Source organism: Pseudomonadota bacterium (assembly GCA_039714795.1).
GTDB lineage: Bacteria > Pseudomonadota > Alphaproteobacteria > JAGOMX01 > JAGOMX01 > JBDLIP01.
In genome coordinates this window covers 1-21,971 of sequence record JBDLIP010000015.1, presented here as the reverse complement: position 1 = coordinate 21,971, position 21,971 = coordinate 1, and the positions used below count along the sequence as shown (strand labels likewise).

General features: G+C 43.4%; 15 protein-coding genes. 10 read left to right on the top strand and 5 right to left on the bottom strand.

Annotated features, from left to right (window positions below; translation table 11 throughout):
- The 4 genes from ABFQ95_02310 to ABFQ95_02295 form a co-directional block, all read left to right on the top strand.
- The coding region (locus tag ABFQ95_02310) for a TolC family protein (protein ID MEN8236373.1) at window positions 1-1,107 on the top strand (1,107 nt) is incomplete at its 5' end.
- Window positions 1,107-1,646, top strand: a complete 540-nt coding sequence (locus tag ABFQ95_02305; protein MEN8236372.1) for a DUF2497 domain-containing protein — start codon at window positions 1,107-1,109, stop codon at window positions 1,644-1,646. The genes ABFQ95_02310 and ABFQ95_02305, both read left to right, overlap by 1 nt.
- A gap of 6 nt (window positions 1,647-1,652) precedes the next feature.
- Entirely contained in the window at window positions 1,653-4,307 is a 2,655-nt protein-coding gene (locus ABFQ95_02300; GenBank protein ID MEN8236371.1) for a valine--tRNA ligase, read from the top strand.
- Window positions 4,308-4,404: 97 nt separating this feature from the next.
- Entirely contained in the window at window positions 4,405-5,913 is a 1,509-nt protein-coding gene (locus tag ABFQ95_02295; GenBank protein MEN8236370.1) for a hypothetical protein, read from the top strand.
- Between the two features lie 636 nt (window positions 5,914-6,549).
- On the opposite strand, the gene ABFQ95_02290 is transcribed toward ABFQ95_02295, so the two are convergent.
- Together ABFQ95_02290 and ABFQ95_02285 are read right to left on the bottom strand one after the other, a co-directional pair.
- On the bottom strand, window positions 6,550-7,137 hold the full coding sequence (locus ABFQ95_02290; protein MEN8236369.1) for a TIGR00730 family Rossman fold protein: 588 nt from the start codon (window positions 7,135-7,137) through the stop codon (window positions 6,550-6,552).
- A 10-nt stretch (window positions 7,138-7,147) separates the two neighbouring features.
- Window positions 7,148-8,863, bottom strand: coding sequence for an FAD-dependent monooxygenase (locus tag ABFQ95_02285; protein ID MEN8236368.1), 1,716 nt, complete (start codon window positions 8,861-8,863; stop codon window positions 7,148-7,150).
- Between the two features lie 272 nt (window positions 8,864-9,135).
- Between ABFQ95_02285 and ABFQ95_02280 the strand changes: the two genes are divergently transcribed.
- Genes ABFQ95_02280 through ABFQ95_02265 form a run of 4 tightly spaced genes read left to right on the top strand, consistent with a single transcriptional unit; the run spans window position 9,136 to window position 12,749 of the window.
- Window positions 9,136-9,498 carry a YraN family protein gene (locus tag ABFQ95_02280; GenBank protein ID MEN8236367.1) on the top strand — a complete coding sequence of 121 codons (363 nt, stop codon included), beginning with the start codon at window positions 9,136-9,138 and terminating at the stop codon, window positions 9,496-9,498.
- A 19-nt stretch (window positions 9,499-9,517) separates the two neighbouring features.
- Window positions 9,518-10,228: a BON domain-containing protein gene (locus tag ABFQ95_02275; GenBank protein ID MEN8236366.1), complete on the top strand. Its 711-nt coding sequence runs from the start codon at window positions 9,518-9,520 to the stop codon at window positions 10,226-10,228.
- Window positions 10,228-11,178: a glutathione synthase gene (gene gshB / locus ABFQ95_02270; protein MEN8236365.1), complete on the top strand. Its 951-nt coding sequence runs from the start codon at window positions 10,228-10,230 to the stop codon at window positions 11,176-11,178. Before ABFQ95_02275 ends, gshB begins: the two co-directional genes overlap by 1 nt.
- A gap of 53 nt (window positions 11,179-11,231) precedes the next feature.
- Window positions 11,232-12,749, top strand: a complete 1,518-nt coding sequence (locus ABFQ95_02265; GenBank protein MEN8236364.1) for a YifB family Mg chelatase-like AAA ATPase — start codon at window positions 11,232-11,234, stop codon at window positions 12,747-12,749.
- A 237-nt stretch (window positions 12,750-12,986) separates the two neighbouring features.
- On the opposite strand, the gene ABFQ95_02260 is transcribed toward ABFQ95_02265, so the two are convergent.
- Window positions 12,987-17,771 carry a VCBS domain-containing protein gene (locus ABFQ95_02260; GenBank protein MEN8236363.1) on the bottom strand — a complete coding sequence of 1,595 codons (4,785 nt, stop codon included), beginning with the start codon at window positions 17,769-17,771 and terminating at the stop codon, window positions 12,987-12,989.
- 150 nt (window positions 17,772-17,921) lie between these two features.
- Between ABFQ95_02260 and ABFQ95_02255 the strand changes: the two genes are divergently transcribed.
- Both ABFQ95_02255 and ABFQ95_02250 read left to right on the top strand, forming a co-directional pair.
- Window positions 17,922-18,938 carry a transporter substrate-binding domain-containing protein gene (locus tag ABFQ95_02255; protein MEN8236362.1) on the top strand — a complete coding sequence of 339 codons (1,017 nt, stop codon included), beginning with the start codon at window positions 17,922-17,924 and terminating at the stop codon, window positions 18,936-18,938.
- Window positions 18,939-18,953: 15 nt separating this feature from the next.
- Entirely contained in the window at window positions 18,954-20,234 is a 1,281-nt protein-coding gene (locus tag ABFQ95_02250; protein MEN8236361.1) for a cation:dicarboxylase symporter family transporter, read from the top strand.
- A 12-nt stretch (window positions 20,235-20,246) separates the two neighbouring features.
- Here the strand turns inward: ABFQ95_02250 and ABFQ95_02245 are convergent, their stop codons facing one another.
- Together ABFQ95_02245 and ABFQ95_02240 are read right to left on the bottom strand one after the other, a co-directional pair.
- Window positions 20,247-20,906: an ABC transporter substrate-binding protein gene (locus tag ABFQ95_02245; protein ID MEN8236360.1), complete on the bottom strand. Its 660-nt coding sequence runs from the start codon at window positions 20,904-20,906 to the stop codon at window positions 20,247-20,249.
- Between the two features lie 15 nt (window positions 20,907-20,921).
- A complete protein-coding gene (locus tag ABFQ95_02240; GenBank protein MEN8236359.1) occupies window positions 20,922-21,755 on the bottom strand; it encodes a VacJ family lipoprotein in 834 nt (277 codons plus the stop codon).
- Between the last annotated feature and the right edge of the window lie 216 nt (window positions 21,756-21,971).

Genomic DNA, 21,971 nt, shown 5'->3' with positions numbered 1-21,971 from the left:
CAATTGTATAGTGGTGGTGGCACAATCGCAGCGATGGATCGTGCTGAGCATGGGGTAACAGCAGATCATTATGACTTCTTTGATCGTGAGCAACGTACTTTGTTGGATGCCGTTACTGCTTATATGGATGTGATTTTCAGGAGAGCCGCCATTGATTTTAATGAGGCCAACGTCAAGTCTTTAACAGAGCAGCTTGAGGCTGTGCGAGCCGCTCTAGAAGTCGGTGAAAGAACGTTGACCGATGTTGCACAAGTTGAGTCAAGGCTTGCAAGAGGTAAAGCAGATTTAGCGGATGCCTTGAGAGATCTGGAAACGGCTAATGCAAATTATGTCAAAGTTATAGGCTGCGATCCCGGATTAATCGAAGAGCCGAAATTGCTTGAAAACCTTCCCAAATCAAAAGAAGAGCTGATTGCTCTTGCTCAAGATGCTGACCCTCGGGTTTTAAGCGCAATCTATAGCGAAAAATCAGCAAAGCGACAAATTGACGAAGATTCTGCCGGCTTGTTACCACGAGTTGAACTCACTGGAAAAGCAGACCGTAACTTGCAAGTAAATGGGCCAAATACCCATAACAATACTGCCTCGGCAATACTGAGGCTGACAGTGCCTGTGATTCAGCAGGGAAACGTTTGGTCTCGTTCTCGCCAGAGAGTGCAACAGGCAGCCCAAGCTCGTCATAATTTGGACCAGGCACGTAAACTTGCCCGGGAAGATGCCATTAAAGCCTGGGAGACCTGGGTTGCAGCTCTGCAAAGAATTGAGCATTTCAAAGCGCAAGTGAAATTTTCAACTCTCAGCCGAGATGGTGCTATTTTGGAAGCTGAGGTTGGAGAGCGTTCCTACCTAGATGTATTGGATGCACAGACAGAGTTGTTGCAAGCTCAACTTGGTTTGGTTCAAGCGCGTCGTGATGAAATTGTTGCCGAATATCAGGTTCTGCAATCCATGGGTAATCTGACGGCCCAATACCTGCAATTGCCTGTAGAGCGTTACAAGATTGAAGAACACTACGAAAGTGTACGCAAGAAAGTCTTTGGTTGGGGGGATGATCCAAAATACCCTGCTGCTATGCAGTCCTCCCATGAAGAGGTAAGGAGTTCGTGATGAATCGCACGCAAGAAGCAAGTAACCAGCCGCTACCTACAGAAGATATTTTGGCTTCGATTCGTCAGATTTTGAACGAGGATTTGGTCCCAATATCATCTCGCTCGAAAGCCAGTGTGGTTAGCCTGAAAAAACGTTCTGTGAAAAAACAATCAGTGGTAAAAGATGAAGCCGTGCAGGAGAGTGATCTGCTTGAACTCACTGCGGAGATGTTGTGTGATCCGCCCCAAAAAACCGAGGATATTCTACCCCTTAAAACGCCTGTTGCTGAGGTATCTGATCCCTGTGATGCCTTGATAGCCCCAGAGGTTTTGCAAGAAACGGCACAAGCCTTTGCGCAACTTAAAGGGCTGCAAGAATCTTTGTTAGCTGGCAATACCCCTCCCGTACTTGGTAATAAATCATTGGACCAGTATACTCAAGAGATCATGCGACCACTGCTCAAACAGTGGTTAGATGCGCACTTGCCTGCCGTGGTGAAAAAACTGGTTGCCGAAGAAATTGCAAAAGTTACCCGACATCAGTCAAAAGCCGCTTAGTTCCAGATGCTCGAGAAGACATATCAACCCACAAAAATCGAAGCGACGATCTATCCTATTTGGGAAAATTCAGGTGCTTTTCAGCCGGCTTTTGCAGGAAAAAAGCAGCCCTATGTAATCATGATGCCTCCTCCCAATGTTACTGGGAGCTTACACATAGGCCATGCTCTTAATCACACTCTGCAAGATATTCTTGTGCGTTATCATCGCATGCGTGGCTACGACGTTTTATGGCAACCAGGAACGGACCATGCAGGTATTTCAACGCAAATGGTTGTTGAACGCCAACTAAAATCAGAAGACCTTTCGCGCCAAGAATTGGGGCGGGAGAAATTTCTTGAAAGAGTCTGGGACTGGAAAAAAGAATACGGCAGTCGTATTGTGCATCAGCTGCGCCGTCTAGGTATTTCGCCTGATTGGCTGCGTGAACGGTTTACTCTCGATTCAGGACTGTGTTTGGCGGTTCGTTACGTGTTTGTGCAGCTTTATCGCCAGGGACTTATCTATCGTGATAAGCGTCTGGTTAATTGGGATCCCAAGTTCTTGACGGCTATTTCAGATATTGAAGTTGAAAATGTTGAAACCAAGGGTACAATGTGGCGATTTAAGTATCCCATCATCGGTTCAGAAGGTCATATTGAAATTGCAACCACCCGGCCGGAGACAATGTTTGGTGATACGGCTGTTGCCGTGCATCCAGAAGATGAGCGCTATCAGCACTTGATAGGAAAAAGCGTGCGATTACCATTGGTGAATCGAGAAATCCCCATCATTGCGGACGAAATCTGTGATCCTGAAAAGGGCACAGGAGCTGTTAAGATAACACCAGCACACGATTTTAATGACTTTGAAGTCGGGCTTCGCCACAATCTTCCTGCTATTAATATTATGCAGGAAGACGGCTGTTTAAATGAGAATGTACCCGAGGCCTTTTACGGGTTAGATCGTCTCAAGGCGCGTAAAAAAGTTTTAGAGCAGCTCCAGGCGCAGGAATTGTTAGCTGGTGAAGACGAAACTGTGATCATGGTTCCGCATGGAGATCGCTCTAATGCTGTAATCGAACCTCGCCTAACAGATCAGTGGTTCGTTGATGCAAAAACTCTGGCAGAGCCAGCAATCGAAGCCGTACAGCAAGGAAAGACTCGTTTTGTTCCAGAGAACTGGTCAAAGACGTATTTTGAGTGGATGAATAATATTCAACCCTGGTGTATTTCGCGTCAGCTCTGGTGGGGACATCGAATTCCTGCATGGTATGGGCCGGACGGCAAGATTTTTGTTGCCATGGATGAAGCGGAGGCTCAAGAAATTGCCAGCAAACACTACGGAAAACAGGTTTTACTAACCCAGGATGAAGATGTGCTAGATACCTGGTTTTCATCAAGCCTGTGGCCGTTTTCAACCTTGGGCTGGCCTGAGAAAACACCTGCATTAAAGCAAGGTTATCCAGGCGATGTGTTGGTAACAGGTCATGACATTATCTTTTTCTGGGTTGCCCGGATGATGATGATGGGGCTACATTTCATGAAAGATGTGCCTTTTCATACCGTCTGCATAACCGCTCTGGTTCGGGATGATAAGGGGCAGAAGATGTCCAAGTCCAAGGGCAATGTAATTGATCCCCTTGAGTCGATTGAAGCTTATGGAGCTGATGCAGTTCGGTTTTCGCTAGCAGCGCTGGCAGGGCCAGGAAGAAATGTCAACTTCTCCAAGACTCAGGTTGAAGGATACCGAAACTTTGCCACAAAAATTTGGAATGCCTTTCGTTATTGCCAGCAAAATCAATGTCAGTGGGAAGAAGGTTTTAACCCTGCGGGTAATCAAGTTCTCCTTAATCGGTGGATTGTAGGTGAAGTCGCACAGCTGGAGCATAACTTGGAGGCAGCCTTTAAAACATATCGCTTTGATGAGGCCAGTTTTCTGCTGTATCGTTTCATCTGGGGCCGTTTTTGTGATTGGTATCTAGAGTTTACTAAACCAATCCTCTCTGGTGATGATGATGCTATTGCAGAAACCCGTGCGACAACGGCCTGGGTGTTTGGGCAAATTTTACACCTGTTGCACCCCTTCATGCCCTTTGTTACCGAAGAACTTTGGCATCAACTCACGGGCGCACAACGTGGAGAATTGATGGTCTCTTCCTGGCCTCAATATGCAAAGACAACAGAGTCAGAGTCAGAAGAAGGAGCAGAAATTGCCTGGGTCATAGATTTAATCACCCAAATCCGTGCAACCCGCAGTGAAATGAATGTACCAGCTGGAGCCAAGCTCTCCCTCTACTGGTTGGAAGGTCGCGCAGAGCGCCAACAAATTCTAGAGCGTTATGAGCAGGGGATAATGCGCATGGCCCGACTCTCTTTGGTTGAGATTCAAGAAGGGCAAAAACCCGGTGGTGCAGGCATCCAGGTTGTCCTGAGTGAAGCAACGTTGTTCCTGTCACTTGAGGGAATTATGGATATTGGACAAGAGAGACAACGGCTCAAGAAAGAGATGCAAGATATTACTCAAGAAATCTCAGCTTTGGATCGTAAACTGAGCAACCAAGATTTTGTAGCCCGTGCTCCTCAAGAAGTGGTGGCTAAAAATGAATTACGGCTGCAACAGGCCAGAGCAAAGCAAGAAAAAATGCAGGCCGCGCTTGAGAGGCTTCAAAGTTTAAATTAACCTGAGTTTTGATTCAGCTTCATTATACCAATATTTGACAATCGATAAATACTCCCCTATATATCAGGTATGTTATTTGTATTAATTGGTTAGGAAAATGAAAAATTTTTGGTTCTGTTTAGCAGTTTTTTTGGCGTATGCACCAGTTGCACAGGCTTCTGATAATGATCATCGTGATGAAATTCCATTAAAGGCCTGTGGCTTTATTGATCATTTTATTGATTTTGAAACAGATATGTTAGATAGTGAATTGATCAACTCTATGGCCGAGCCTGCCATCGAAGGAAATATCAGGGCCCTAGAGGCTTTAAAAGACAAATTTACAAAAATTTCGACAGGAGAGTTAACGCCGCAAAAACTTTTGGACATTTTGTTAGATCTTCGATTTGATTTCCTTAACAATAGAAAAACCCTGGTACAAGCGGTGCGAGGCAATATTTCACTCATACAACAAGGTAAATGCTCTCAATTCACCCCTTATGGCCCAACTAAGCCTAGCCTCTATGACACGTTAGGCGAAGAGGTGCAATTTCTTGCACGTCAATCAACAGACCGTTATCAATCTTTAAATCAGCTTATTTTGTATGCTTGGGAAATGGTCGATCCTAGAACCTTGCCGAGCCAAATTAAGTTAAAAATAAGATGTTCAACGACATTATTTGATCTTTTCAGCGGTAGAGATGATTATCTTGGGCACCCGGATGCAGCCATTCTGGAATACGACGATGAACCACTTCCTGACTCTCTCAACACCGACTGTTATAACTGGCAACACCATTTGGAAAAACACGAGGTAGAAATCACCTTATTAAATTGGACAAAAAAGGTCACAAAAATCCAAAATACGATTTATGAATTGAGCCTTTGGGATGAAAAGCGCCCATTTTATGGAAAAATTCCGGAGTTACTTTATCCTGAATGGTTAAAACCACGACCGCAAACACCATCTATCCAAGACACAGAGGTGGCAATTACTTCTCCAGCCCCCACACAAGAGACAAAAATCGACTCAGCACAAGCAGAAGCGGAACGAAAGGTCAATAAACAACAGGAAGCCATTGTTCCAACTCCAGCACCAAAAACAGTTTCTGTTGAGTCCCTTCGCCCTCGGCAAAGAGCAAAAGATAACTCATCACCAGAAAAAGCCAAGCCGGAAATTACTGCACAACAACCAGAGCCTGCTTCTCAAGAAATAGAAAGTCCAAGTCTAAGTTCAAGTCCAAGCCCAAGCCCAAGCCCAAGCCCACGACTACGACCACGAGGGATGCGAGTGTTTCATAAGAAACAACCAGCCCTTTCCTTTGATGGATCTAATCCGTATGCAGAACTCTCCGGAAAACACCAAAAAACAGCTGACTGCATTTTTAACGCTAAGCAATTTAAAAAAGTTACCTACGCAAATTTTAAAAGTTTGTGGCGTCATGTTCACGGGGATCAAAGCGTCAAGGAATCCACCGGTAGCTCTCACAAAAAACTTATCTCAACAACAGGTCAAGTTTTTGGCACCTTTGCCCATGGTGATAACATGACCTACACTCACAGAACAATCAAATATCTTAGAGATGCCTTAACCCAAACGGGATATACTCGTGCTGAATCAAAATAAAGCGCGCAGTTTACTTGGGTCGAGATGACCCGGGTTGCAAAGAGCAATCTGCATTCGAGACGGGGATAGCTGATAAATGGCGCCGTGTCAGCAAAGGCACAGGGCTACCTCATGAAGATTATGTTGTTTTTCCCAAAACCTTATCTACAAAGGGTTTGATAGCTTTTGCAGATACGTGCAATACTACGTGCTTTTTGTAGACTGAAAACGGCCGGTATCCCTTTGTAGATAAGGATTTAAGCAATATATGATGACTATTTCATGAGGTAGCCCTGAGCAAAGGCACTGTACCAGTTCCATTCTCGAGCGTTTGTGTGGTAGATTCATATTTTTGACAAGAGCTCAATTCAGTCTTTATTTCATCAGAAAGCACTTTACGACAAAGCAAGTACCGGCAGTAAGTTTGGGAATCATCAAACAGGAGCTGTCTCTATCTGATATGTTGAGCAAAGTTTGGATGGCTTAGGACGCTAGGAAAAATAACCTTTACAATCTAACTAAAATACTTTATAGACAGCGTTACGCAGCAAGATCAAGCAACAGAACGCGAAACACGATTATAAATGTTATTTTTCCTAGCGTCCTTAGGGGAAATAGGGATGAGGAATGGAACTGGTACAGTGCCGAACCTTCAATTTACCACCACTTATTCACAAAATCGGGCCCTGCACCTGGTATCCCTTTCAAAGTCGGCAATACCTGATCGACATCATCAACAATGACATAAAAATTTTTGTGTTCTGCGTGGACAAAATTCTTATCAATCATGTGCTGGACAAAGGTATCAAACAAGGGAGACCAGTATTTATCTACATCCACAAAAACGATGGGTTTATAGTGGAGACGGAGTTGCTTCCACGTCAAAATCTCGCAAATTTCGTCCAGGGTACCAAAACCACCTGGTAGAATAACAAATGCATCTGAATGATCTGCCATCAAACGCTTGCGTTCATGCATTGTATCAACGATAAAGAGCTCTGTGATTCCCGTATGGCCTTTTTCAAATTCGTGCAAATACTGAGGGATAAAACCTGTCACCTTCCCGTCTGCCTCCAAAGCACTATTGGCAATAGTTCCCATCAATCCTACTTGTCCGCCCCCATAAACCAAACGCACATCATTTTTTCCCAGGATTTTACCAAGTTTTTGCGCGGCATCTTTATACACCTGAGTGGCACTATTAGATGATCCACAAAATACACAAACGGAGCGAATTTCTGCCATTTTTTTCCTATTACTGAGCTTGTACCTGTTTTTTGTTTTCACTGACGTTAACCACTGGTTTAGTTGTTAACACGAAATGCTCGCAAAGATATTGTTTGAACCCCTTTTCATCTTCTGCTGCTCCCAAATATGCAACGTATCCATCGGGACGAATTAAACATAAGGTGGGTTTTATTATATTGTAGCTTCCATGCGCACGTCCGTTTCGGTCAAGATAAAACAATTCATCCACCTGATCAAGCAAATTGTAATCGATAGATTGTTCACTCACTATAAAATGGCCGCTCAGAAAATCTGGACATTCTGCAACAAGCTGTTGCAATTGCTTGGCGTAAGTTTTGATTTCCTTAGCGGCGCTGCCAAGAAATAAGAGCAAAGTATGATCAGGGCTTTTTTGTGTAAGCTCAAAAAGGCTTATGTGATCGTAAGTCTTGGCAATTGCCAAAGGGGCATTTGGTGCCCGATCACCAGGTTGCAAACGACGGCGCACCTTGGATTTTATCCAGGTTATGGCCCAATCTTTAGAAGAATCCTCATGAAAAACAATAGGACTTGTACGATACTGAATCGCTGTTTCGGAAATCAAAGTCTGCAACCGACGATGCAGATAGGGCAGATTAAAGATCAAAGGAGCTATGATATTCCTTGCTTTGCGAAGGAAATGCGTGCGCACCATAATCATTTTCATTGCTATGTTCGTTCCCAACAATACACCCACAGCCACTGGATGGCGTTCGACTTGGTAACTTTCAAGGAAATCTTGTTTAACCTTTCCTTGTAGATGTAATGCCAATTTCCAAGCAAGATTGTAGGCGTCTTGAATACCTGTGTTCATACCCTGGCCGCCAACGGGGCTGTGAATATGTGCAGCATCACCTGCCAAAAACACACGCCCTACCTGCATTTTTTCGACAATCCGTCTGTGGATATTGAAAAACGAAGTCCACTGTAGCTGACTCATTGAAACAGGCACAGGTGATAAATTTTTAAAGCGGTCTTCCAGCAACTCCTTGATATGCTTATCACTAGGAGTGGCATCCTGAGAAGGATAAGTTGTGATAACCCTAGACATTCCTTGACCCATGGGAAACACAGCTAGGACTTCTTCATCAAGAAACAGATGGCCTTGTTGGGGGTTTAGCTCGCTGGTTAGAGCAACATCAGCCAGTAAAAATTGATCCTCGTAACGAGATCCTGAAAAGGGAATATCCAATTCATCTCGTACTTTGCTATGTGCTCCATCACAGCCGATAACCCAGCTGGCCTTTATTTGTTTCTTGGTTTTCCCCTTAGATGTGCCAAGAACTACATGGTTTGCGTGCGGAGTTAGGCTGGTCAATTCGACTCCCCATTCGATCTTGCTGCCTTTTTGTTCAAGTTGCTCGATCATGATCCCTTCTAGAACATTTTGGGGAATCATATTCACATAGGGAAACGGAGTATCTGCCAATTGGTTTAAAGACAAACCAAGGCGCGGCTCTTTGTCTAGATAGGCATTAATTTGTTGTACTTTGTGTCCCTTTGCAAGGATCTCCTGGATTAACTCCATGTCATAAAAACACTCAAGCGTTCTGGCATGAACAGCAAGGGCTTTCGAGTGACTTGAAGGTGCGGTGGCTTTGTCAATGATGCGAAAGGAAATCCCCCGACGCGCAAGCTCGAATGCCATGCTCAACCCTGTGGGGCCTGCTCCCACAATCATTACTTCGCAGGTACTGCCAGTCATTTGCATTTTTCCTAAAAGATTTTTCTTATTTTATTCTAATGCTATCTTCTTACAAGAGAGTTAAGACCCGCGCTAAGCTCCCAGAACCGGAAATTAATCTTTTTATTTGCAACTCTGGGGTGTATAAAGATAAAAACACATATGAAGCTGAATCAAACTGTCGGTTTTCTGGTACACTCAAAGTGCTCATTTACCCAAGTAAACTGCGCGCTTTTCACTGCCATAAAACTCAATATTTTGATTCAGCACGGGTATAAAATGGGATTAGGGAAGTGTTTTTCAGCACTTATCAAAAAGGAATTCTCGCCGAAATCTTTTGCGCCTGGGCATTGCGTCTTAAAGGCTATCGCATTTTAGAGCGCCGATTCCGATGTCCCTTTGGTGAAGTTGACATCATTGCCAGACGTTTTTCGCAACTGGTTTTTATCGAAGTCAAAGCACGGCCATCGATAGAGGCTGCTGTGGAAGCTATTTCCGGAAGACAGCAAAAAAGGATTGAACAAACGGCGCAATTCTATATATCTCATAGAAGGGAAATAAACTTTCAAACGATTCGATTTGATGTCATGGTTGTTCATAGTTGGCGGTGGCCCCGCCATTTGGTAACGGCCTGGTATCCAGAGAATATAGATTAAATTTTAAGGAGTATGGAAGATGATGAAGCCCCATAATGTAGCATTGTTAGGCCTTTTGACAATAGGCAGTGGTTTTTTACAAGGATGTGCACCCGTTGCTGTTTTTGGAGGAGCGTCAACGGTAGGAATGTCTGCCACAGAAGAACGCGGACTTCGTGGCGTGATTGATGATGCGGCGATTAAAGCAGAAGTGAATGCACTTTGGTTTGATTTTGACCCCGTCCTTAGCGAATCCGTTGAATTATCTGTTCGAGAGGGGCGAGTTTTGTTAACAGGAGCAGTTGATACCCCGCAACGACAAATCGATGCTGTACGTTTGGTGTGGAAAGTAGAAGGCGTTAAAGAGGTTATTGATGAGATGTTGGTTGGCGATGGAGCAGGAATTGGTGGATACGTTGGTGATACTTGGGTGACAACCAAGCTTAAGGCAGAGCTGTTGTTTGAGCCAGAGGTTCGTTCCAGCAATTACAATATTAAAACGTACGCTGGAAAAGTTTATCTGATTGGCATAGCGCAAGATCAGCAAGAATTGGATCGGGTTTTGGAGATTGCAAGCCGTGTTGATGGAGTGAAAGAAGTGGTCAACTACATGCGCTTACTTGAAGAAAAAGATATTATGTTAGCGCATCCAAATCGTGAACAAACTATGCCATTACAGGAACAAGCACCTAAGGTGGCAGTTGCAGACCCGCAGATGCAGATGAGCTTTCCAGCACCGCAGGCTAGATAATGAGTCTGCGTATTGCCTTTCAGATGGATCCTCTGGAAGAGTTAGCGCTACAAACAGATAGTACCATTGCACTTGCCATTGAAGCGCAAAAACGCGGGTGTCAACTTTGGCATTATTGTCCGCGGGCTCTCTTTCTTGAGGATACAACCCCAAAGGCAGTAGCGGCTCCCTTGCATGTTGAAGAAACAACGCGTGTTCATGCAAAATTGGGAACCACACGTGTTGTAGAGCTTGCAGACATGGATCTTGTGCTGATTCGTCAAGATCCGCCCTTGGATATGGCCTATCTATCGACAACGTATATTCTAGAAAGACTGCCAAAATCAACCTTGGTCCTCAATGATCCGGCTGGTATTCGCAATGCACCGGAAAAGTTATTACCACTACAGTTTCCAGAACTCATTCCCCCAACCCTGATTGCAAAAAATAAAGAGCAAATCCTTGATTTTCTTGAACTCCACAAAGACATCATCCTAAAACCTCTCTATGAATTTGGCGGGCGAGCTGTGGTGCGCTTGCAAGAGAGGGAAAGCAACATCAGCGCCCTCATCGATTTCTTTGACCGCCTTTATGATACCCCAATAATTGCGCAAAAATTTATACCGGATGTGTTTGCTGGAGACAAACGCTTGTTGCTGGTAGATGGCGAACTAATTGGTGGGTTTACCCGCGTTCCCCAAACCGGAGACATTCGCAGCAATATGATGGTAGGCGGCCAGCCGCAAGCATGCAAGATCACGGAACGCGACACCTATGCGTGTGGTGCATTGAAGGGGGTGCTACAACAACTTGGACTTTTCTTCGTTGGTATTGATATAGTGGGAGAATACTTAATTGAAATTAATGTGACATCTCCTACTGGGATTCGCGTTTTGAACCAACTTGAAAGGACTCACGTCGAATCCACAATATGGGATGGCATTGAAGAAAAAATAGCTCGCAATCGGTGATCAATTTCTGTGGTCAGTGGTTGCAAAGACCAACTGGTTCACAGGAGAAGAAATTGATTGCAAGTACTACCACCGTCGCCTTTCAAGGCATCCAAGTCCTGCCTATTGATGTACAAGTACACATCAGGCCGAGTTCACTTCCCACCTTCAAGGTCGTAGGCCTTCCAGACAAAGCGGTGGGTGAATCAAAAGAACGAGTGCACACTGCTCTTCATGCCATAGGACTTTCACTTCCTGGTAAACGCATTGTGGTCAATCTCTCCCCTGCAGATTTGCAAAAAGAAGGCAATCATTATGACCTTCCCATTGCAATCGCTTTGTTGGTTGGGATGAATGTTTTGCCCGCAGACGAAATCGCCCAGTATACATCTTTAGGTGAGTTGGCTCTTGATGGAAGTATCTCTTATGTTTCCGGCGTGCTGCCAGCAGCCATTAATGCATCCTCTAGAGATCATGGATTAATTTGCCCCGCTGATTGTGGCGGTGAGGCTGCCTGGGCCAGCGATTTACAAATCCTGGCGGTTTCCAATCTGATTGCTCTGATTAATCACTTCAAGGGAACGCAAGTATTGTCGCAGCCAGAGCCAAAATTGTTGGACTCATCCGCAAAACTGCCTGATCTGGCTGATATCAAGGGACAAGGAATAGGCAAACGAGCGCTTGAGATTACTGCTGCCGGAGGCCACAACTTGCTGATGTGCGGTCCGCCGGGAGCTGGAAAATCGATGATGGCAGCGCGATTGCCAAGCCTATTGCCATCATTATCACCAGAAGAGGCGTTGGAAGTGACTATGATCCACAGCGTTGCAGGACATCTTGAAGGTAAATCCCTGATTCAGCAACGCCCCTATCGCGATCCACACCACTCAGCCTCACTGCCCTCTCTGGTTGGTGGAGGCTTGCGGGCAAAACCCGGTGAAGCCTCACTAGCGCACCGAGGTGTACTTTTCCTAGATGAGTTGCCAGAATTTCAGCGCAATGCACTTGAGGCGCTGCGTCAGCCTATGGAAACTGGGCGCACCACCATCGCTCGCGCCAATGCTCATGTGACTTATCCAGCCCGGTTTCAATTGATTGCAGCGATGAACCCATGCCGATGCGGGCACATTGATGATCCAGATCGTGCCTGCACCCGAGCGCCTAAATGTGCATTGAATTATCAAGCAAGAATTTCTGGCCCTCTTTTGGATCGAATTGATTTGCAAATCGATGTACCAGCAGTCAAAGTCAGCGATTTACATCTGCACGCAGCAGGTGAACCCAGTACTAAAGTGCGTACCCGAGTTGAATCAGCAAGAGCCATTCAACGGCAACGCTATCACAGCAAAACCGAAAGCTTGAAGATCAGCACAAATGCTGAGGCTGATGGGACGGTATTGATGCGGCACGCACTGCCTGACGAACAGGGACAAAAATTGCTTATGCAGGCCACTGAGAAATTTAAACTCTCTGCCAGAGGCTATCATCGTATTTTACGAGTGGCACGGACATTGGCTGATTTGGAGGGTTATGACGGTGTAAGATCAGAACATGTTGCTGAGGCTTTAGGGTATCGGCGGGTGAATGTGTAGGTTAGAGCCATGAGATTATGGGCATAATTCAAATCAAGGTTATCCCTCACGGGCCGTCTCATCCCAGTTCACCAAGAGCTGGATTAGAAAAACGAGTGAGCCGGAATCTAGTGCATTGTCAAATCTTAATTTTATGGTAAATTGACTGGTTCTGTCGGATCTGTTGAGAGTGCCCCTGTACACTATAAAGTAGACAAGACTTAGCGTAAGCTTCCACACGACAAGATCTTTACCCTGCTACGCACCAGCTTCAACCACTTGGATCTGGCCAGAACTAAAAAGGTCTGTGAGTAGATCGGGATTACTAATGTTCTCAAATGTGATATTCCCAGCATTGAATGAAATAATGGTGTTACCGTCCGATACTTCTACCGTTACATCATTATTCAGTTTCTGGAAAACAGCCTGATCATCAAGAAAAAAGTCTCGATCGATATCTCCGCTTGCAAGATTTGCTGCAACAGAGAAGTCTAAAAATCCTATAAAATCTGCATTCTGACCGGAGCTATTAAACCCTTTTACGCTGTCTCCCGTACTTAGCAGCGTGAAAGACCCATTTTCAAAACCAATGGCAAAAACAAAAAGATCAGAGTCAGATCCACCCATAAGCGTGTCTGTGTCTTCGTCTAGCCCCCCATAGATAATATCAAATCCTTTACCGCCTGTGATCTCATCAACTCCGGTACCACCTAAAAGAACATCGTTGCCTGCAGCTCCTGCAATAGAATCATCACCAGCACCGCCATTGAGAAAGTCATCCAGATTATTTCCTTGAATAGTGTCATTGCCCGTTCCTCCATGAATATATTCTTCACCGTTATTGCCCGTGAGGATATCATTCCCGCCAAATCCAAGAAGAACATCGGTTCGGCTATTCTGAGGAGTTTTATCCGCTTCTTCGGATCCGAAAAAATACATCGGTCTCTGTCTATTGGCTGCATCAATGTCGTTGCCAAGAATTTCAAGAATATAATATGTATTGACTGGATCGTTGGGATCAAAATCCGGTTGTTCATTAAGGGGGAATTCCATTGCAGGTTGGATGTTGTCAATCCCATACGTATCTACGCCTTGATAAGTAAGAGCTTCGACAATTAGTACATCGATGATAACGGGAAATCCAAGAAAAGTGCTATAGTTGTGGAATAGGACGCTCTCTTTACCTGTTCCACCGCCTATGCTTCCGTCACCATTAAAATCGTAGGCAAATTCGATATCCTGTCCATTCAACTGAAATTTAAGAAATTGCCGTTCTTTACCATCTGGATCGATGTTACCATTAACTTTCAAATCTTCAGGAACACCATCTACAAAAGAAAATAAGGACCAAGCGAATAGGGACTGAGCATCGTCTGGCATGAATAAGGGATCATTTTCCCCTTTGATACAGATTTCGAAGAATGACTCATCTGATTTATCATCATCTGTAGCTTCATAGCTAGTTATAATCTTGATTTCGTCATCCACACTCAAGACATCAAAAGCTCCAACACCTGGGGGCATACCATCAACGTCAAAATGCAAAAGTGTAACATCACCAAGAGCTGTGACCGTCAAAATGCTGATACCACTCGTACTCTCGAATTGATACACAAACGGAGCCGTCGCATCATTTATTGGTGTGATCGTAATGTCACCCGGCACAAAGTCACCAGCTTCTACCAAAATTACTGGCTGAGCTACACTTCCTATATTCAGTACATCACCAGTATCTGGATCTGTGTCATTAACTAAAATATTGAAACCCGTGGTGATTGCTTCGTTTTCAAGAATCGAGTTAGGGCCTGTTTCATCGCAAAAATCTGGATTGGCGGTTGGAGAGTCATTTATTCCCTTGAAAGTAAAACTGATTTCACCTGATGCTGTTTTGCGTGGCCCACCTAGGTTGTCTCCATCATCTTGAATCGTAAATTCAACATTTTCCACCACGATGCTCCCCACATCATCCAAAGCATTCAGATCTTCATTGTCCCTATTGGCAATTAACGTATAATTGCCATTTGGATTGATGGTTAACGTTCCGATTAGGTTTGCATTGGCATCAAAAATTTCAACTTCTGTATTGTCTTCCTCAATTTTTACGGAATTGACACTCTTAACCGTTAAATTCTCTTCTATATCAGGATCACTTGCCTCACTTTCAGTCAAAAGATTACCTGTAGTCTCCGTTCCCATTTGTGTATCAGGTGCATCGAAATCCATAACATCTCGCACCATTATCATCACATCATCTGGATCATTCGGACTGTCATTTGTACCTTTGAATTCAAAAGAAATCAGGGCTGAAGCTGTTTTGCCTGTACTGTCAAAAGCATCTCCATCATCTTGGATCTCAAATTCAATGTTGTTAACAAAGATCGAAGGATCAGCATCATCAAGTGCATTCAAGGCAGCATTGGTCGGATCGGCAACTAACACATAATCCCCATCGGGATTAATTACCAAAATGCCTATTCTGTTGCCATTGTCAAAAATGTCAACCGACGTCATGTCTGCGTTAATGGCGGCTCCATTCACACTCTTAACCGTCAATGTTCCTGCTGCAATGCTGTCATTGAGATCTGGATCGCTGGCAGCACTCTGTATGAGGAGATTACCACTAATCTTCGTATCCATCGGAGAATCACCAGCTTCAGGTGCATCTGTATCCATCACATCGCGAACCATGATCATTACATCAGCAGGATCATTCGGACTGTCATTCGTGCCCTTGAACTCAAAATCAATCAAGGCAGAAGCTGCCTTGCGAGGTCCCCCCAATTCGTCTCCATCATCTTGGATCTCAAATACAATATTATTAACAAAGATCGAAGGATCAGCATCATCAAGTGCATTCAAGGCAGCATTGGTCGGATCGGCAACTAACACATAATCTCCATTGGGATTAATTACCAAAATGCCTATTCTGTTGCCATTGTCAAAAATGTCAACCGACGTCATGTCTGCGTTAATGGCGACTCCATTCACACTCTTAACCGTCAATGTTCCTGCTGCAATGCTGTCATTGAGATCTGGATCGCTGGCAGCACTCTGTATGAGGAGATTACCACTGATCTTCGTATCCATCGGAGAATCACCAGCTTCTGGTTCATCTGTATCCATCACGTCACGAACCATGATCATTACATCAGCAGGATCATTCGGACTGTCATTCGTGCCCTTGAACTCAAAGTCAATAAAGGCTGAAGCTGTTTTAGGTGGGCCCCCTTGGTTATCTCCGTCATCTTGAATCGTAAATTCAACATTTTCTACCAGAATGATCCCCACATCGTCCAAAGCATTCAGGCCTTCATTGTTCCTATTGGCAATTAACGTATAATCGCCATTTGGATTGATGATTAACGTTCCGACTAGGGTTGAAGTGGCATCAAAAATTTTAACTTCTGTGTTATCTTCAATAATTTCTACATTATTGACACTCTTGACCGTCAAAAATTCCCCTGTATCAGGATCACTTGCTCCACTTTCAGTCAAAAGATTACCCATCGTCTTTGTTCCCATTTGTGTATCGGGTGCATCGAAATCCATCACATCGCGAACCATTATCATGACATCACCTGGATCATTGGGAGTATCGTTGGCTCCCTGAATAGTAATGCCAAATTGCCCGAACGTATCTTTCTCAGGTATACCACTGTCAACAATTTGTACTACATAGGGCATACGCATACTGACGAAATCTGCACTTTGTGCTATTAAATCTGGGTTGTCCGTGGCCATGAGAACGTAAGAGCCATCTGATTTTAATTCCAATGTCCCAATTGGTTGCTGGCTAATGTTCCCATCAAAAACAGGTACAGTCGTGCCATTGGCACCAATTACCAGTACCTGTTGCTGACCTGCTACATCATTAAAAAAAATTTTGATGATACTTAAGCTATCATTTTCAGGATCAGACGCCTCTAAATCGCGCAAGAGGTTACCTGTGATTTCTGTATTGACGCAAGGTGCAAGGAGATTTTGGTTTGGGCCCTTTTCAGGGGCGGCAAAATCACCAAACTGGCTAACACCACTACCTAGAGAAAAAATCTCAATGCCAAGGGTTGCCACACCCGTGGTGACGGTGGCAGTAGCAGTTGTGGTAAGCGTAGGGTTGGCACTGGTTGTAGGAGAATCATTAACCCCGGAAATCGTAATGTTCAAAGCTGCTGAGTCGGTGAGGCCATTTTCGCCTTGCACAGCATAAACGAAGGGCTCGCTTAGTGTCTCCACAAATGCTAGACCTGTAACCGTAGGATCAGAGTTGTCTAGAAAATATGTCCAATTCGCTTCCTGGTCGAATTGCAAAACACCAAATTCTCCTTGCACCATATTCCCTTGAGCACCAAAAAATCCTAAAAAAGCAGGCTGGTCAGCACTACCTGGATCTGTATCATTTTCCAGAACATTGCCATCAATGCTGCTGGGTGCGTTACTGTCTGCAATGGCAAAAATTCTAGCAAAATCGTTGTTGGCGTTTGGGGGTGTTAATGGTGCTTCTGGTGGAATTAGTTCTGGTACATCTTCATCTTCGCTAACCACTAATTCAAATTCTCTAACGCCCAGCTCTTCTGGTTCAAATAGACCTAACGCTACCAGATCTTCAAGAAAGGGTTCTTCCGGTTGATACAAAGCCACATCGGATTTTTTGTAAGGGTCAATAATATTTTCAATAGCAAGCTTAATGCCGCAAGTAAGACTTCGGTCAATACTCCCCTTTGGAAGTTCAATGCCGGCATTCTCGTTTTGCGCTTGCATAAATTCCTGATCTTCCCTAGAAATAACCTCTGCGGTCGTTTCTTTTACTTCTTTCGGGGCATCTTCAAAAAAGTAGTCCTTTAATGATTGCCAATAGCCTTTAACTGCACCAATCGCTTTTTGCCACCAGCCCACTTCATCAACAGATACACCCTGTACAGACTCTGTAAATGCTACCACTGGCTGCTCAAGAACCTCTTGCTTTTCTAGTAATTTGAAATTTTTATGAAGAGATTTCTCGAAAAAAACCACAATTAAACTTAATAAATAATCAATAAAAAACATTACACACCTCTTTAACTATATTATAACACTTTTTATACAACTCATAAACACTAATCGGCAAATATTGACAATATGTTTATTTGTTTAAATTTTTTAAAGGATTTGTTAATTTATTCTTGCTGTAATGCTAGAAAAACAAATGGTTAAGGGATGCAAAAAAAAAGAACAAAATTCCTCATTGGCGTCACACTTTGGTGTGTGGCTTTTTTTGCACAAAGCAATATGTTGCTAGCAACTGCCCCTCCGGCTCCCACAAAAAGTGGGGAAGCAACCACATCGCTCCCATTTTCAGGTGAAATAAATATTCAGTCTACACCTGGAGTCAGTGGATTAAAACCTGGAATGAAATTGACCATCAGGCCTCAAAAAACGCCTCCAGAGATGTCTTGCATCAAAAAAAGAGGTCGCATCGTTGTAGGGATGTTGCATGACGATCAGATACCATTTTATATGCGGCTTGGGACCGATGAGGTAGTTGGTACCGATGTTGAAGTGGCACAATTTATTGCAAATTCACTAGGGGTTAAAGCAGTATTCTCTCGAGAAGCAAAAACCGTTGAAGAATTGGTTGACTTAGTGATCAATAGAAAAGTTGATCTGGCAATTTCAGGAATTTCACCTAATTTCGATAAAATAGAGCAAGTTCGAGTAAGTAAGTCTTATGTCACTCTTAACAAAGCAATGATGATCAACACTCTCTTATTACAAAAACTTAATCCAGATCGAACACAAAGCTTAGAAAGCCTCTTTGCTCAATCCACCAGCAAAATCGGCGTGTTGCGTGGCAGTCCATATACTGAATTTGCGCAGAGAATCTTTCCCAAAGCACAGATCATCGAATATGAATCGTGGGAACAGGATATCGTACCACTGGTGCTATCTGGTGAACTTCTGGCTGCATTTGATAATGAATGGGTGATCCGTAAAACGATGCACCAAATACCCGAAGCCTATTTACGCCTTATTTCGGTTGCCATTGAGACTGAATTTGATCCCAAGGTCATTGTTGTACCATGGAGCAGCCAACAACTATTGGCTTGGGTAAATCGTTACTTGGAATTGGGAAAAATTAATATCACTTCTTACGATTTACTACAAAAATTTAAAGATATGGAGAGGATTAAAAAAATTTCACTAAAAAAGAGTAGATATAAAAATAAAAAATAAATGGGCAATTTTTAAATGAATTTACAAACAGTAAAATTAAAAATTATAAAACTGCTTTCCGGTGGCATCGTTAATATTATCGCTATTTTAATAGGGCTTTATATTGGCATCTACCATCCGGATTTGGGAAAAGCCATAGGAATCTATGGGAAGCTTTACATAACCGTTTTACAAATGTGCGTTTTCCCCATCATAATTACCTCACTTACAATCAGCATTGTCTCGTTAAGCCAGCCTAAATACTCAGGTATCATGATTAGAATTTTGCTGTTTTTGGCGCTTATGTCTATTATATCAAGCCTGGTTGGCATCAGTATAGCCTATCTGTCGAATCCAGCTTTTGAATTTGCCCTAGCAGAGAGTCCCATACTGGCAGACGTGGTCGAGGTTGCATCACAAATTAAAAGAGGGTTGTTGGCGCCTTTAGCTCCCGACTTAAAAAAGGGGATCAGCGTGTTTCTTGGCAACGCGCTTACGGATAATGTTTTTCAGGCGCTCTCTGGTAATGAGACGTTTCAGGTAGTTATCTTCACGATCATCTTTGCAATTTCCCTGGCTAAATTGAATGCGGAAGAACAAGATGCTCTATCTCCAATTTTTCAAGTGATATTAAAAGTTTTTAACAATATTTTCAATGTATTTACAATTGTACTGCCATTCTTTGTAGTTTGTTTAGTAGCGGAAACGATCACATTGGTCGGGAAAGATACCTTACTGGCAATGGGAGGGGTTTTCGGCAAGTACTGTATATCTGGCATTATTCTCTTTTTACTGATGCAAACAGTTATTATGCTACGGACAAAACTAGGGCCTATTAAGACACTAAAAATGCTGAAAACCCCGTTAATCATTGGTATTGCAACTCGTAATAGTATTGCCGCAATTCCTGCAACTATTGATACTTTAATTAATAATTTTCGCTTTGATCCCAATATAGTGGAAGCAATTGTGACTTTGGGTACTTTCCTAGGAAGATTTGGATATACAACTTATTTCGCATTTGCGACCATTTTTGTCACTCAGATATACGGTATGCAATTAACTATTTCTGATTATGGATTTATTGCTTTCACATCTATTGCTGCAGGAATGGCAACCGCTGGGTTGCCAGGAAAAATCTCTTTGACAATGTTCGCCGTTACCTTGGAACCACTGGGGATACCTGTAGGAACAGTTATCACACTTTTTTTCTCGATCGAGCCGTTAGTACAACCAATAAGAACAGTTGGGGTCATACATGGCAACTGTGCACTGGTTAGCCTTATTTCATCCCCACAGTTGCTACGAGCAAAATAAGGAATTGCCTTACTACGCTGGGGGATTCTTATTTGAAGCAGCTTGTTTAGCATTGGCCGTATCGATTTGCCGCTGCATTTCATCGAGGAGCCCCCTTATCTCTCCTCTATGTTTACGGATGATTGCTGCGTATTCTGAGCGTTGAGTGATGCTTAGGCTGACGCCAGCAACAAAAAGATCAAAGACCTTTAATCCCTTTTTGGTTGGACGCAAAAACCAATCAACTTTTATGGGCGCTTGGTCAGTTCGGTAAATGGTGGTCGCTACCATAATGCCACCGGCAACGCCGGGACGAGATTTGACAACTTCAAGAACTTCATCATTATATCCACCAAGCTGTGTGACATAATGTTCGATGACAACATTTTTAAAAAGTTCTACATATTTTTTTCTCTCTTCAGGTGTTGCTGTACGCCAATAGCGTCCAAGTACAAACTGTGCAATGTTTCGCAGAGAGAAATTCTGGGTCATAATCTCTCGAAACCGATCTTCTTTTTGCTGGAGAGGTAAAGAAGTTTGTTTGATTAAGTCAATAATTTGGTTCCCAATAGAGGCAACCAATTGTTCTGCTGCTTCAGCTTCTTGTGGCACTGGGGCACACATAACTGGCTCTTGTGTTCTAAGACAATTTACCGAAAAGACACATAAAATAATAAATAACACTCTTCTCATCAAATAAACCTACAGCTATTCCTCTAGCTCTTGACCATTTTCCTCATAAACCTGAGGCAAGTCACCCGTTTCGACAATCTCATTACGAATACGATATTTGCGACTTTGAGTGTAGAGACTACGATATTGTGCGTAGGGGTCAAGTGTTTTTTCAACTCTGTCAGTGAGCTCTCTTGAATTTGTGCGAACATCCAAAAGGTCAACACCGGCTCGAGTCCATCCAACCCACTCAACGTCGTTATTAGCGACAATCCAGTTAATTGGATCCATAAAGAAATCAGCAACACGCCCCACGAGATCTCTTGTGTTTGATGGACCTAGAATTGGCAACATCAGGTAAGGGCCACCGTCAATACCAGCAGAGGCAAGAGTTTGGCCAAAATCCTCATAGTGATGTTCAAAGCCCATTTCACTAGCAACATCAAACAATCCTCCCAATCCAATAGTTGTGTTGATGAGGAAACGAAAGATCGTTACCCCTGCTCGATCTGGATTGAATTGCAGAATGTCGTTGGCAAGGGTAACAGGTGTATTAAGGTTTCTTACAACGTTGTGCACACCTTTGCGGACTGGATCCGGAACTGCTTCACCATAAAGTTCAGAAAGAGGGCGGAAAAAGACAGTGTCGAGTCCCATGTTGATTGCAAAAATAACGCGGTTAATATCTTCGAAGGGATCATCGACATCCTGAACAAACTCACTGTCTTGAACCTCTGTGAGATCTTCAGCGACAAGCCCCACAGATTTGGCTGGATTAGAGCTCCACAAGCCCAACAGGACAACTAAAAGCGTTGTGATTTTTTTCAGACTACGAATGGATGTAGCGTGCATATTGGCTAAAAAGTTCAAAATTTTCTGTCTCTTATTCTAATCATCTGCTAGTAAACTAAGTGTTAATATTTTAGATAAATTTGAAAAAAATACCAGAAAAATAATTTGTGGGCATAAGGAAATATAAGAAACTAGCAGGGCTTTTAACTAACTTAAAGTATTCTGTAGAAAATAATTGAATTTTTTAATTTGTTTAAAGATCTTTTTTCGATTAACTAGATTTTTTTAATCCAA